The sequence below is a fragment of the Ferrimonas balearica genome (assembly GCF_019802085.1).
Classification (GTDB): Bacteria; Pseudomonadota; Gammaproteobacteria; order Enterobacterales; family Shewanellaceae; genus Ferrimonas; species Ferrimonas balearica_B.
The window spans coordinates 1,084,080-1,098,905 of sequence record NZ_JAHVHV010000001.1; the positions used below are offsets into that span (position 1 = coordinate 1,084,080).

8 protein-coding genes are annotated in these 14,826 nt (G+C 65.1%); 2 read left to right on the forward strand and 6 right to left on the reverse strand.

What is annotated here, in order from left to right; all coding sequences use genetic code 11:
- On the reverse strand, window positions 1-621 hold the full coding sequence (locus KUV81_RS05010) for a PepSY-associated TM helix domain-containing protein (protein WP_222542745.1): 621 nt from the start codon (window positions 619-621) through the stop codon (window positions 1-3).
- A 325-nt stretch (window positions 622-946) separates the two neighbouring features.
- Between KUV81_RS05010 and KUV81_RS05015 the strand changes: the two genes are divergently transcribed.
- Entirely contained in the window at window positions 947-3,058 is a 2,112-nt protein-coding gene (locus KUV81_RS05015) for a TonB-dependent siderophore receptor (RefSeq protein WP_222542746.1), read from the forward strand.
- 61 nt (window positions 3,059-3,119) lie between these two features.
- On the opposite strand, the gene KUV81_RS05020 is transcribed toward KUV81_RS05015, so the two are convergent.
- The 5 genes from KUV81_RS05020 to lon all read right to left on the reverse strand — a co-directional run bounded on the left by KUV81_RS05020 (window position 3,120) and on the right by lon (window position 10,433).
- Window positions 3,120-5,939: an FAD-binding and (Fe-S)-binding domain-containing protein gene (locus tag KUV81_RS05020; protein ID WP_222542747.1), complete on the reverse strand. Its 2,820-nt coding sequence runs from the start codon at window positions 5,937-5,939 to the stop codon at window positions 3,120-3,122.
- Between the two features lie 96 nt (window positions 5,940-6,035).
- A complete protein-coding gene (locus KUV81_RS05025; RefSeq protein ID WP_222542748.1) occupies window positions 6,036-6,683 on the reverse strand; it encodes a transglycosylase SLT domain-containing protein in 648 nt (215 codons plus the stop codon).
- Window positions 6,684-6,826: 143 nt separating this feature from the next.
- Window positions 6,827-7,264 (reverse strand): hypothetical protein, encoded by a 438-nt coding sequence (locus KUV81_RS05030; RefSeq protein ID WP_222542749.1) that lies wholly within the window; start codon window positions 7,262-7,264, stop codon window positions 6,827-6,829.
- Window positions 7,265-7,325: 61 nt separating this feature from the next.
- Complete coding sequence (locus KUV81_RS05035; protein ID WP_315900040.1) at window positions 7,326-7,832, reverse strand: YgjV family protein; 507 nt, start codon at window positions 7,830-7,832, stop codon at window positions 7,326-7,328.
- Between the two features lie 174 nt (window positions 7,833-8,006).
- Complete coding sequence (lon, locus tag KUV81_RS05040) at window positions 8,007-10,433, reverse strand: endopeptidase La (RefSeq protein ID WP_222542751.1); 2,427 nt, start codon at window positions 10,431-10,433, stop codon at window positions 8,007-8,009.
- A gap of 283 nt (window positions 10,434-10,716) precedes the next feature.
- Between lon and fdhF the strand changes: the two genes are divergently transcribed.
- Complete coding sequence (fdhF, locus tag KUV81_RS05045; RefSeq protein WP_222542752.1) at window positions 10,717-14,817, forward strand: formate dehydrogenase subunit alpha; 4,101 nt, start codon at window positions 10,717-10,719, stop codon at window positions 14,815-14,817.
- Window positions 14,818-14,826: the final 9 nt, after the last annotated feature.

The window sequence follows — 14,826 nt, forward strand, 5'->3', positions numbered from 1 at the left end:
TTACAAGCTCAACAGATAGAGGGAGGCGGTGGCGGCGCTGCCCACCAGGGTCCAGCCCATGGCGGTGCGCAACGTGCGGCGCTTGGGCACCAGCAACACCACGCCGGTCAGCACAAAGAGCACCATCAGCAGGGCACTGAGGTCGATAAACCAGTGCCAGGCGGCGCCGGTGTTGCGCCCCTTGTGCAGGTCGTTCAGCCAGGCGACGGTGCCGTAATCGGTGACCGACAGCTCCGCTTGGTCGCTGAGCAGGTCGATGTACACCGAGGCGTCGTAGCCCGGGCCTTTGAAATCCAGGGTGACTTCTCCCTCCACCAGTTCGCCGTCTTCCACCTCGGTGTAGATCTGAAGCGGTGAGGCCTGGCCCTTGAGGCCGCCCTGATAGCGCAGTTCGTCCAGCAGGGCCTGTTCGCCCATGGGGCTTTTCAGGGTCTGGGGCGCGAGCAGGGCAGGGGGCAGGGTCAGTACCGAATCGGCCCGCTGCGGCTCACCGACAAACCAGTGGGGCCGGTTCAGGGTGATGCCGGTCAGGGCAAAGAACAGCACCACCAGCAGCAGGCTCATGGAGACGTAGATGTGCAGGGCTCGGGACCACTGTTGCACGGGTTTGGAGCGAAGCATCCTGGACCACTTTCAAAGGGAGAGTGGGGCGCACCTTATCAGCGCTTTTTGCAAATGGGAACCGTTATCATCCGCATTTAAACAAATTTACATTCAACAGTGACCGCGGTCTCAAATCCCCCTCGCACTTTGATTTCCGCTTTAGTTTCAGTGCTTTGGTTAAATTTTGTTCCGGGCGTGACCGGGATCACGAGGCGAGTAGAAATCGGCCAAATGGATTCCTTTACTGAAAATAAACGTTGTAATGAGAAACATTCCCATTTAGATTTGGCGCCAACTTAACCCCGGAACATGGACCCAACCGGTGTCCGAGATGGAGTAACCGATGATGAAACTATCCCCCCTGTTCAGCGCCATTCTGATGGCCGGCCTGACCGCCCCCGCGTTCGCCACCGAGAGCGGTGAAGCCGGGATCCAGGCCGATGAAACCTTGATCGTGCGGGGCAGCAGCTTCGACGACTACAAGGTGGACAACGCCAGTGGCGCGATGCGGGGCGACATTCCGCTGCTCAACACCCCCCAGTCGGTGACGGTGATCCCCGAGATCGTCATCGACGAGCAGCTGGCCACCAGTTTGAGCCGGGTGCTGGTCAACGACGCCTCCGTTACCGGGGGCTCCCAGAAGTGGAACCGGGAAGTGTTCTCCCTGCGGGGCTTCGAGCTGGACTCCGGCAACGGCTACCTGCGCGACGGCATGCAGCACTGGTCCCACTACGTGCAGCCGATTGAGATTCTGGAGCGGGTCGAGGTGCTCAAGGGCCCCTCCAGCATGCTCTACGGCCAGTCCAACCCCGGCGGCCTCATCAACATGGTGACCAAGAAGCCCACGGTGGAGCGGATCCTGGACTTCGGTTTCGACATCGACGAGCACGGCTCCACCCGTTACCAGGTGGACGCCGGGGGCAAGCTGGTGGAGTCCGGTGCCCTGCGTTACCGCGCGGTGGGCGTCAAACAGGACACCACGGAGTGGCGTGAATACACCAACGGCGAGGAGCGCGAGCGGGATCGCTGGCTGGGCTCGCTGATGGTGGAAGGGGACATCGGCAGCTGGGGTACCCTGTCCGTGCACTACGACAAGACCAGCGACAAGGCGGGCATCGATCGCGGCGCCATTCTGGATGCCAATGGCGATGTGGTGGGGGATCGTGACCAGATCTGGGACATGCCCTGGGCCTTTATCGACAACAACATCGAGAACTACGGCGCCAACCTGAACATCTACCTCTCCAGCAACTGGGAGGCCAAGCTGGGCTTTAACCAGCAGAACTACGACCGTCAGCGCCTGGACTCCCTGCCGGGGGATCACAACGTGGAGGAGGGCACCTACGTGGTGCAGGAGTACGACCGCCTCGACGACTGGCAGTTCACCACCGCCTACATCGACTTCAGCGGCCTGGTGCAGGCGCTGGGCGTCGACCACCAGATCCTGGTGGGGGCCAACTACCTGGATTACCGCTACCAGCGCACTCTGGCGCGGGGGGATCTGATCACCGTCTCCAACGACGGCAGCAACCTGCCCAGCGCACCGGTGTTCGGGGCCGACGACTACAAGGTGTACGACCCCTCCACCTACGACTACTACGGGATCTACCTGCAGGATCTCATCACCTTCAACGAGAACTGGCAGCTACTGCTGGGGGCCCGCTACGACAAGCTGAATGATCCGGCCAACGGCGACTCCGACTCCCTGCTGCCCAAGGTGGGGGTGATCTACCACCCGGTGCCGAACGCCTCTATCTACCTGAACTACTCCGAGAGCTTTGTGCCCCAGGGTACGGTGATCAACGAGGGCCCCAACGGCGACGAGGAGCTCAACCTGGATCCGGAGATGGGCACCCAGTGGGAGTTGGGCGCCAAGTGGGAGCTGTTTGACCAGCGCCTGATGCTGACCGGTGCGGTGTTCGACATCCTCAAGGACAACATCACCATCACCGAAAACCAGGGCGGCTACGATATCACCACCCAGGGCGGCGAGCAGCGCCACCGCGGGGTGGAGCTGGCGGCCCAGGGCCAGGTGAGCGACGACTGGTTCGTGATGGGCTCCATGATGTACCTGGACGCCAACTACGATCGCCACGACACCTACCAGGACAAGACCCCGGTGGACGCCCCGGAGTGGACCGCCAGCCTCTGGTCCCGCTACATGATGACCGAGTCCCTGGCCCTGAACGCCGGCCTGTTCTACGAAGGGGATCGCTTCGCCGATGCGGAAAACACCATCGTCAAGGACGCCTACGTGCGGGTGGACGCCGGCCTCTCCTACGGCCTGAAGCTGGCCAACACCGACGTGGACCTGCGCCTGAACGTGGAGAACCTGTTCGACACCGAGTACCTCGGTGGCGGCTCCAGCAGCATCGATGAGGACGGCCTCTACAACGGCGACGTGGCCATCGGTACCGGCCGCACCTTCCGCGCCTCCGTGCAGTTCGCCTTCTAAGGGTAAGACAGATGAAAAAAGCGGGCCTTCGGGCCCGCTTTTTGTTTTGCCGGTGTCACACTCAGCCGTCGGGGCGGGTGCACTCCTCCACCAGATAGGCCAGGTGGCGGTAGCTGATCCCGCTGTGACGGGTCAGGCCGATTTCGCACATCCGGTTGGCGTAGTAGCCCTCGCTGAGGGTTTCCGGCAGCCGGGCCTTCAGATGGCGCAGGGCATCGGCGTTGATCTCCGGTTTGAACAGCCCCTTCTCGCCGGCAAAGCCGCAGCAGTGGATCCCCTCGGGGCGCACCACCTCGTCGGCGAACATCCGGGCGATCGCCTCCATCTTGCCGCCGGCGTTCATGTGCGCCGCGGTGCAGCCCACGTGCAGCGCCACCTGGGGCTTGCGCTTGACCACCGTCAGCTTGGGCATCAGGTGGGCGTAGATGAAATCCACCGCGTCCAGCAGGGTGTAATCGATGTCGGCGTCCTGCAGGGTGCGCTTGGTGCAGGAGAGCGCGTCCACCAGCACCGGGTGTTTGCCCCCCTCGGTGAGCGCCGCCAGGGCCTCGATCATCTCCCGGCGCTTGCCGTCGGCGTTCTTGTAATCCCCCTTGGACTCCCACATCTGGCCGCAGCACAGGGCCCGGGTGTTGTCCGGTACCCGCACCTCGTAGCCGGCCCGCTCCAGGAGGGTGGTCATCACCTCGGGCAGGGTGGTGTTGTCCGGATCCTTGGGGGTGGGGCCAAAGGTGCGCCCGCCGCAGGCGGCGAAGTAGACCACCACGGGGCGGCCGTTGCCGGTGTGGCTCGGCGTTGGCAGCTTGCCCCCCTTGGGAAAGTCCGGATCCCAGTAGGGCACTTCGGAGGAGATCTTGCGGCCCAGGGCCATGATCTTGCCGGTGACGGTGTCGCCGGCGAACTTGTGGATCCCGTGCAGCAGATCGAAGCCGCCACTGAGCACCCGGTTGACCTTGCCGTAGTGGTCGGCCTGGAAGTCCAGCACCTTCTGGGCGGTGCTGCCCAGTTGGGCGCCGCGCAGCTCACGCACCAGCATCCCCATGTTGTTGTCCACCGGGCAGGCGATGGTGCACAGCTGACAGGCGGTGCAGGTGTCGATGACGTCGTACTGGGCCGCCTCGCGCATCGACTGGGCTTCGGCCGCCTGGCCCTCCTGCTCCAGCCGGGCGATCTCCCGCAAGGTGGTGATGCGGTGGCGCGGCGACATGTTGAGTGACGAGGTGGGGCAGGTTTTCTCACAGAAACCGCACTCGATGCAGCGATCCACCCAGTCGTCCACCACCGCCGATTGCTTGATCTGCTTGATGTGCACTTCGGCGTCGTCGTTGAGGATCACCCCGGGGTTGAGCAGCCCCTCGGGATCGAACAGCTGCTTGATCGCCTTCATCAGGCCATAGGCCTGCTCCCCCCACTCCATCTCCACAAAGGGGGCCACCGCACGGCCGGTGCCGTGCTCCGCCTTCATGGAGCCGTCGTACTTGTGGATCACCAGCTCCGCCACCGCCTGCATAAAGCGGTCGAACTGCTCGATGTCCGCCTTGCGGCGAAACTGCGGGGTGATGATGAAGTGGAAGTTGCCGTCCAGGGCGTGGCCGTAGATCACCCCCTCGGGGTAGGCGTGCTCTAGGAAGAGAGCGGAGAGATCCGCCGCGGCATTGGCCAGATCCTCCACCCGGAAGGCCACGTCCTCGATGATCACCGAGGTGCCCTTTGGCCGCTCGCCGCCGATGATGGGAAACAGTCCAGAGCGCATCGCCCAGTACTGGCCGTACACCGCCGGGTCTGTGCTGAACTCGATGGGCCGCAGGGTAGGAATGTGGCTTATCGCCTCGGTGGCCATGCGGGTGTAGCCGGTGAGGGTGTCCGCCTCGTTGGCCCGGCACTCGATCAGCAAAATGGCCGCCCCCTCCGGCAACTCCGAGAGCCACTCCGGCATCCCTTTTTTGCCGGTGACGGCCTTGATGGAGGCCCAGTCCAGCAGCTCGCCGGCGGCCACCGCCTGGGCTTTGAGCGGGGGAATGGCAGAGGCGGCGTCCACCATGTTGTTGAACACCGCCAGGGCGGAGGCCTTGAAACGGGCCTCCTCCACCGTCCGGTAGGTGACCTCCTCGACGAAGGCCAGGGTGCCCTCGGAGCCCACCACCAGGTGGTTGATGAGATCGAACGGGTCCTGGTAGTCCACCAGGGCGTTGAGGCTGTAGCCGGTGGTGTTCTTGATAGCGAACTTGTGTCGAATGCGCTCGGCCAGGGCACTGTCCGCCTGGGTCTCCCGGGCCATCGCCTCGAGATCGGTGATCAGTGCCGGATGGGCTTCGGCAAAGGCGGCCCGGGAGTCCGCAGAGCCGGTGTCCAGGTAGCTGCCGTCGGCGAACAGCAGCTTGGCGCTTTGGATGGTCTGGTAGCTGTTCTCGGCGGTGCCGCAGCACATGCCGGAGGCGTTGTTGTTGACGATGCCCCCCACCATGCAGGAGGCGAGGGTGGCGGGATCCGGCCCGATCTTCCTGTCCAGGGGCTTGAGCTTGGCATTGGCGTCGGCGCCGATCACCGCTGCTCCCAGGGCCACGCTGTGGTGATCCTCGCTTATCTCGATTTGGCGAAAACCGTCGTAACCGAGCATCACCAGGATCCCTTCCCCCACCGCCTGGCCGGAGAGGCTGGTGCCGGCGGCGCGGAAGGTGATTGGGGCGCCGTACTGACGGGCCACCGCCAGGGTCTTGGCCACCGAGTCGGCGTCGTTCACCCGCACCACCAGCTGGGGCACGATGCGAAAGTAGCTGCCGTCGGTGGACCAGGCAAAGCGGCGGACCGGATCGTCGGTGACCGCCTTGGGACCCAGTAGTTCGGTCAGGTCCGCCTGGACCCGCTGGTAGTTGATGCTCATCCGTCCTGCTCCTGGAACACTGGCTTATGCCGGAAAAACCCGGTTGGGTCCGTCCAGTATGGCACCGGATAGGGGCAAGTCGTGTGACAGCGGGGATCAGGGGCGGGGGGGCTGTTCCACCGGTTCGGTGGGAAAGTGCTGGGCCAGGATGTACTCGTCGTAGGCGGCCAGGGCCCGGGTCATCTTGGTCAGGTAGCGGTTGGCGGCGGCCTGGCTGCGCACCGGCTGGCGCACCAGGTTGCCGGGGCCAACGTTGTAGTGGGAGAGGGCGCAGGCGTAGGGGGCGGCCTGGTCATCACAGAAGCGCACCTTGTAGTGCTGCAGCACCACCCCGGCGCACAACACGTTGGTGCGCGGCTCCAGCACGTCGCCGCAGGCGTCTTCCCACAGCTTGGGCATGATCTGGGCCGGGCCCACGGCGCCCACCACGGAGACCGCCTGATCGCGGAAGTGGCTTTCGGTGTGAATAAGCGCGGCCAGCAGCTCCTTAGGCACGCCGGAGTAGGCGGCGGACTCCAGGATGTAGCCGGCGTAGCGGCGGGCCTTGTCCGGGCTGAGATCGTAAGCCTCCACCAGGCGACGACCGTAGGCGGCCACCTCCTGCTCCAGGGGGATGTCGTCGGCGTTGAACGTCGGCAACGCCAACGCCTGACGGCCGGGGGCCTCGGTGGCACTGTGTCCGGTGACGGCACCGCCGAGCAGCAGAGCGCCGCCGGCGGCCAGGGCCACGCGTTTGAGTGTCAAGATTCTGTTCATGGCGCGCATTATGCCAGGATTTTGACGCCGTTGTTCTAACGCATTGTAAAATATGGGTAAAACAACATTACTGAACAGCTTCTGTTCAATCGGGAGCGGATTGTCTGGTGATCGGGGTCACAAAAGAGGGTTCAGTTTTGACGGGTCTCATCCGCCAGCTCATTGGCGGCTTGACACATCTCAAGCCAACCGGGGGTGCGCTGATGGTGCTGGCGGACCTGGTGCGCCGCCTTGGTGCCGTGATGGCGCACCCAGTCGCACAGGCCGGCAAAGGCGGGGCTTTGCCAGAAGCGGCTGGGCTCCGCCGTTTCGGTGGGGGCGGTGCGCATAGGCAGGCCGAACTGCTCCGCCAGGGTCAGCACCTCGGACTCGGACAGGTCCTCCAGGGTGAGGCTGTGGTGCTGGTCCACCAGGCGCCAGCCGGGAAACAGGGGATCCCCCAGGTGCAGCTGGGCTTCGCCCACTGCCACGCTGGCGCCGCCCAGGCGTTTGATGTGCGGGCCATCGGCGGACACCATCCCTTCGAACTGCGCCGGGCCGATGGTCACGAGATAAAAACGGTTCGACATGGCCACCTCCGGGTTTCCCTTCCCCTGAGTTCAAGTGTACCAGTTGCGGCGCGGGTGGGGATCAGCCCCGCTCGGGCTGTTCGGTGCGCTCGGGGCCCAGCAGGGTGTGCAGCAGCAAAGCCATGGTGACCACCTGGTAGAGGCAGCCGGACCAGGAGAGCAGGGTGACCGACAAAGTGAGGTTCAGGGCGTTGCACAAGAGCAAGCCCCAGCGCAGGGCGCGGCCACGGCAGTGGAACAGCAAATAGCTGGAGATCACCGAGGCGGCCACCACGCACCACTCGCTCCAGTGGCTGGCCAGCCACCAGCCCTGGGCCAGGGCCAGGGCCGCGAACAGTGGCGCCAGCACCCTGCCACCGCCTCGTCCGGCCAGGGCGAAACGGGCGGCATTGACCATCTGGTTGCTCATGCCCAGGGGGGAGCCCAGCAGGCCCAAATGGGCCGCCGTCAAGCCGGCCGCCACCAGGTTGCCCCGCAGCAGACGATGATCCGACGATTGGCTGTTGGCCCACCAGCCGATCCCCATGGAGAGGAAGCCTAAGGCCTGGGCAAGAAGATAGAGCGACACGAAATGACCGGGTATCGAAAACACAAAGCCGGCCATTGTGGCGATTTTTTGAACCTTGTCTGTGATCCCGGTGGCGACTTGGCCTCACCCGTGACAGCGGGGTGCGGTTTCTGTGATCGACACAAGTCAAAACGGGGCGCCGCAGCGCCCCGTCAGTAGATCACACCGGCGTGTTCAGCCAAACATCCAGTGGGCCACCTGCTCGAAGCGCTCGGCGAAGTGGACGGTGATCCCCTCCTTGACGTAATCGGGCAGGTCGTCGAAGTCACTGCGGTTGGCTTCCGGCAGGATCACCGTTTTGATCTTCTGCCGCTTGGCGGAGATCACCTTCTCACGAATGCCCCCCACCGCCATCACCTGGCCGCTGAGACTGAGCTCACCGGTCATGGCCACACCGGGCAACGGCGCCCGGCCCAGTGACAGGGAGAGCAGGGCGGTGGCCATGGTGACCCCGGCACTGGGGCCATCCTTGGGGGTGGCGCCGTCCGGCACGTGCAGGTGGACGTGAGCGTTATCGAAGTAGTGGGGCGGTGCCCCGTACTGGCTCAGGCTGCCCCCCTCGCCAATGCCGGCGCTGACGTAGCTGTGGGCGATGGTGGCGGACTCCTTCATCACGTCGCCAAGCTGACCGGACAGGTGCAGGCCGCGACGCTGCTCGTGGATGCGGCGGGCCTCCACCGGCAAGGTGGCGCCCCCCAGGGAGGTCCAGGCCAGGCCGGTGACGATGCCGATTCCGCTGAGCACCTCCTCCGGCTTAAAGCGGGGCAGCCCCAGCAAGGGCTCGATCTCCTTGATGCCGATGCTGGCCTTGTCGGCCCCGCTCTCCATCAGTTTGACCACGGATTTGCGCACCAGCTTGGCCAGGCGTTTCTCCAGGGCCCGCACCCCCGCTTCCCGGGCGTAGCCGTCGATCACCTTGCGCAGGGCCGCGTCGGAGATCCGAAGCTGGCTGCGCTTGAGGCCGGCCTTGGCCAGCTGGCGGGGCCATAGGTGGTGCTTGGCGATGGCCAGTTTCTCCTCGGCCAGGTAACCGGAGAGGCGGATGACGTCCATCCGGTCCAAAAGCGGGCCGGGGATGCTGTCCAGGGTGTTGGCGGTGCAGACAAAGAGCGCCTTGGAGAGGTCCAGTCGCTGGTCCAGGTAGTGATCGAGGAAGGCGACGTTCTGCTCCGGATCCAGGGTTTCCAGCAGCGCCGAGGCGGGATCGCCCTGGTAGCTTTTGCCCATCTTGTCGATCTCATCGAGCATGATCACCGGATTCATCACCTCGGCTTCCTTGAGCGCCTGCACCAGTTTGCCCGGCATGGCGCCGATGTAGGTGCGTCGGTGGCCCTTGATCTCCGCCTCGTCGCGCATGCCGCCGACACTGAAACGGTAGAAGGGGCGGCCCAGACATTGGGCGATGGACTTGCCGATGGAGGTTTTTCCCACCCCGGGCGGGCCCACCAGCAGGATGATGGAGCCGGCGATCTCGCCTTTGTAGGCGCCCACGGCGAGAAACTCCAGGATGCGATCTTTCACGTCCGCCAGGCCGTCGTGGTGCTTGTCCAGCACCTTGCGGGCCTTGACCAGATCGATGCTGTCCTTGGAGAACACCCCCCAGGGCACCTGGGTGAGCCAGTCCAGGTAGTTTCGGGTGACGGCGTACTCCGGTGAGCCGGTCTCCAGCACCGAGAGTTTTTGCAGCTCCTCGTTGAGGCGCTTCTCCACCGCCTCGGGCAGGGTCTTGCCCTTGAGGCGGGCGCGAAACTCCTCGGCGTCGGCGGTCTTGTCGTCCTTGGACACCCCCAGCTCTTTTTGGATCACCTTAAGCTGCTCGCGCAGGAAGAACTCCCGCTCGCGTTTTTCCAGCTTCTGGTTCACCTCTTCGGCAATTTCGCTGTGCAGCTTGGCGGCGTCCAGCTCCTTTTTCAGCAGCGCCAGGGTTTTCTCCATCCGCGGCAGCAGGCTGACGGTGTCCAGCACCGACTGCAGATCCTCTGGCTTGGCGGTGGTGATGGCGGCGCCGAAATCGGTCAGCGGCGAGGGCTCGTTGGGGCCGAAGCGCTCCAGGTACTGCTTGAGCTCCTCGGAGTAGAGGGGATTTAAGGGGATGAGCTCCTTGATCACCGAGATGATGGCGATGGCGTAGGCCTTGATCTCCTTGCTGTCCGGGTGCTCGTCGATGGGGTAGGAGAGGGCGGCCTTGTAGGGCTGCTCCTTGCTGACCCAGCTGAGCACCTGGGCCCGCTCCATCCCCTCGGCGATGAACTGGTAGTGGCCATCGTCACTCTGGCGCACCTCGTGCACCCGAACCACGCAGCCGGTGTCGGCCAGCTGGTCCAGATCCAGCACCCCTTCGGCGGCGTCCCCCTGGTCGGTGTAGAACAGCGCCATCAGCTTGTGCTCGCTCTTCTCCACCTCCTCGAGGGTCTCGGCCCAGCGTCCACCCTTGACCGCCACCGGCATCACCTGGGCGGGGAAGAAGGGGCGGTTTTGCACCGGCATCACCGGCAGGGTGTCCGGGCGCTTGGGCTCGGCAGGGATAATCTCAGTGCCCTGCTCGGGTTCGTCCATGTCCAGGTGCCAGTCGGCACTGAATTCGTCGATGGTGTGGGTCATGTGGTGACGATATTGGCGTGTGATGCGTCCTATATGGGGATGGGGTGGGGCAAATGCAAGGGCCCTAATGGCCGGGCGGCGAGGGATTGAGCAGTGTGTCGGGCCAATCCCAAGTTTTTGGTCATACCAGCGTACCAAAGCGCGAGCTGAGTCACGGTTAGGGCCATTGCCCCTTTGTGTACGGGAACCGATTGATAGCCTTAGCCTCAGAAAAATCCGGGCCCAGCCCCATAAAACCACCCTACAGGCAAGCCGGCGTACCCCGCGGGCATGATGGACAACGATGATCGACATTACCCTGGACAACCAGACTCTGCAGGCCCCCGAAGGGGCGCGACTGCTCGATTTTGCCAAGGAACAGGGGGCTTCCATCCCCGCCCTCTGTGGCCGTAACCCCAACGGCCCCAAGACCCCCTGCGACCTCTGCGTGGTCGAGGTGGATGGCGCGCTGACGCGCAGCTGTGAACTCACCCTGACCCAGCCCATTACCGTGGTGACCCACTCCGAGGCGATCACCCGGCATCGTCAGGCCGCCCTGGCGCGGATCCTGGCGGATCACCACGCCGATTGCGAAGCCCCCTGTAAGGTGGCCTGCCCGGCGGCGGTAGACGTGCAAAGCTACCTCTACCACATCGCCCAGGGAGACGCGGTCAAGGCCAACGCCATCGTTAAGGAGAGCCTGCCGATGCCGCTCTCCATCGGCCGGGTCTGCCCCGCGTTCTGTGAGTCCGAGTGTCGCCGCACCCTGGTGGACGAGCCTCTGGCGATCCGTCAGCTCAAGCGCCACGCCGCCGACATCGATCTGGCCGGCGAACCACACCTGGCCCCGGTTAAGGATCCCATCGGCAAAAAGGTGGCCATTATCGGCGCCGGCCCTGCGGGCCTGGCCGCCGGCTACTTCCTGAGCCACGAAGGGGTGGAGGTGGACGTGTTCGAGGCGATGCCCGAAGCCGGCGGTTGGCTGCGCTACGGCATTCCCGAGTACCGGCTGCCCAAGGCCACCCTGGCCCGGGAGGTGGAGCTGATGTGCCGGGCGGGGATGCGCATTCACACCAACACCGCCCTGGGGCGGGAGATCAAACTCGACACCCTGAAACAGGATTACGACGCCGTCTGCCTGGCCATCGGGGCTCAGAAGGCGGTGCGCATGGATTACCCCGGCTCCGAGCTTGACGGGGTGATCCTGGGGGTGGATTACCTCAAGGCGTTCTCCTCCGGCTTGCCGGTGGCCACCGGACAGAAGGTGGCCGTGGTGGGCGGCGGCAATACCGCCATCGATTGTGCCCGCACCGCCCTGCGCCAGGGCGCCGAGGTGACCCTCATCTACCGCCGCACCAAGGCGGACATGCCCGCCGAGGATTACGAAATCCATGAGGCGGAGGTCGAGGGGGTGGAGTTCCGCTTCCTCTCCGTGCCGGTGGAGAACCGCGCCGACGAGTATGGCCGGGTGTGTGCCGTTAAGGTGGAGCGCCTGGAGATGGGCGAGCCGGACAGCTCCGGTCGCCGTCGTCCCGAGCCCACCGGTGAGTTCGAGTGGCTGGACTTTGACACCGTGATCCCCGCGGTCAGCCAGAAGCCGGACACCAGCTTTATACCCAAAGGGGCGATCCCCCTGACCCGCTGGAACACCGCGGACGCCTGCCCGGACAGCCTGCACACCGGCATCGACAACGTCTTTGCCATCGGCGACTTCCGTCTGGGGCCAGCCACCGCGGTGGAGGCGATCGGCGAGGGCCGACGCAGCGCCGAGGCGATGCTGCGCTACTTCGAAGAGGGCCACTTCAGCCCGGATCCGGAGCAGTACAACGCCCGCAAGGCCGAGAGCCTCAAGGAGGTGGAGGCGCGCTACTACGACGAAGTGCCCTTTAAGCAGCGCCTGAAGATGCCGGAGCTGACCGGCGAGCGACGCACCGGCTCCTTCGATGAGGTGGAGCTGGGCTTCGAGGTGGACGAGGCGATCGCCGAAGCCGCCCGCTGCCTGGCCTGCGGTTGTCAGAAGAGCCAGAGCTGTGATCTGCGGGACTACGCCACCGAGTACAAGATTCGCGACGAGGACCTGGCCAAGCCGGCGCCCCAGAAGTTCGCCATCGACGAAAGCTCGCCCTTTATCCGCTTCGACCGCAACCGCTGCATCAGCTGCGGCCAGTGCGTCGAGGCCTGCCGCGAGCAGGGGGTGCACAACGTGCTGAACTTCCCCACCGGCGAGGCGATGTGCCGGGTGCAGATCGGCGACGGTGAGCTGATGGCCTCCTCCGACTGCGCCCAGTGCGGCATGTGCATTCAGGCCTGCCCTGTGGGCGCCATCACCGCCAAGACCCAGCATCAGCACGGCCTGGCGGAGCAGTACAAGAAGGTCAACACAGTCTGCACCTACTGCGGGGTGGGCTGTGGCATCACGTTGCACGTGGACGAAGCCAAAAACGCCGTGGTGAAGGTCACCGGGGTGGAGGGCTCGCCGGTCAACGACGGCATGCTCTGCGTCAAAGGCCGCTTCGGCTTCGACTTTATCGGCTCCGATGAGCGCCTGACCCAGCCGCTCGTTCGCCGGGACGGTCAGCTGCAGCCGGCCAGCTGGGAGGAGGCGATCGCCCTGGTGGCCGAGCGTCTGGGGGCCATCAAGGCGACCCACGGCGCCGACGCCCTGGGGGGCTTCTCCTCCGCCAAGACCACCAACGAGGACAACTACCTGTTCCAGAAGTTTGTCCGTGTGGTGCTGGGCACCAACAACGTCGACCACTGTGCCCGTCTGTGCCACGCCACCACGGTGACCGGCCTTGAGCCGGCGGTGGGCAGCGGGGCGATGACCAACGACATCCCCAGCATCGCCCAGTCCGATCTCATCCTGGTGATCGGCTCGGACACCAGCAACGCCCACCCCATCATCGCCTCCCACCTGAAGCAGGCGGTGAAGCAGGGCGCCCGCCTGGTGGTGATTGACCCGCGCAAGATTGACCTGGCCTTCCACGCCAACCTCTACCTCAGTCAGCGTCCCGGCACCGACGTGATGTTGCTCAATGCCGTGATGCAGCAGATCCTGGCCAACGGCTGGCAGGACAGCGATTACATCGCCGCGCGGACAGAGGAGTTCGAGGCGCTGGAAGCCGAGGTGATGCGTTCGGAGTACGGCCTGGAGAACGCTGCGGCGGTCACCGGCATCGCGCCGGAACAGATCGCCGAGCTGGCGCGCCTTATCGGCACCGCCGAGCGCACCTCGGTGTACTACGCCATGGGGATCACCCAGCACACCACCGGCACCGACAACGTCCGCTCCCTGGCCAACCTGCAGCTGCTGTGCGGCAACATCGGCATGGCCGGTGGCGGGATCAACCCCCTGCGGGGCCAGAGTAACGTGCAGGGTGCCTGTGACATGGGGGCGCTGCCCAACTACCTGCCGGGTTACCAGAAGCTGCCGGACGATGGCCTGATCGAACGCTTCCAGGGCCACTGGAACGCGCTGCTGCCGCGCACCCCGGGGCTCAAGCTGACCGAGATGGTGGACGCCATGGCCGAGGGCCAGCTTAAGGGCCTCTACGTCATGGGCGAGAACCCGGTGCTGTCGGATCCGGACCAGCACCACGTGCTCGAAGCGCTGGATGCCCTGGATTTCCTGGTGGTGCAGGACATCTTCCTCACCGAAACCGCCCAGCTGGCGGACGTGGTGCTGCCGGCCTTCGCCTTTGCCGAAAAGCAGGGTCACTTCACCAACACCGAGCGCCGGGTGCAGCGGCTGAACGCCGCGGTCAGCGCCCCGGGGGCGGCCCGGGCGGACTGGGCCATCCTGCAGTCGGTGGCCAACGCCATGGGCCACGATTGGGATTACGCCGACGAGCGGACGATCGCCGATGAAATTTGCGCCGTGACGCCGAGCTACCGGGGGATCACCTGGGATCGCACCGAGCGCGAGTCCCTGCAATGGCCCTGCCCGGAGGTGACTCACCCGGGCACCCCCATCATGCACACCGAGCGTTTCCTGCTCACCGAGAAGGCGCAGTTTGCCGCAGTGCCCTTCCGGGTGGCGGCGGAACTGCCCTGCGAGGAGTACCCCCTGGTACTGACCACCGGGCGCCAGCTGGCCCAGTTCCACACCGGCACCATGACCCGCAAGACCGCGGGGCTGGACGCCATGGCCGGCCCGATGGCGGTGATCTCGGTTCCGGACGCCGAGCGTCTGGGGCTGGTGAACGGTCAGCCGATCAAGGTGGCCACCCGTCGCGGCGAGCTGACCCTGCCGGCGTTCATCACCAAGCGGATGCAGCCGGGGGTGGTGTTTGTGCCCTTCCACTTTGCCGAGGCGGCGGCCAACGTGCTGACCAACCCGGCGCTGGATCCCGTGGCCAAAATTCCGGAGTTCAAGGTGTGCGCCGTGAAGGTGCAGGCCGCCTGAGAAAACGCC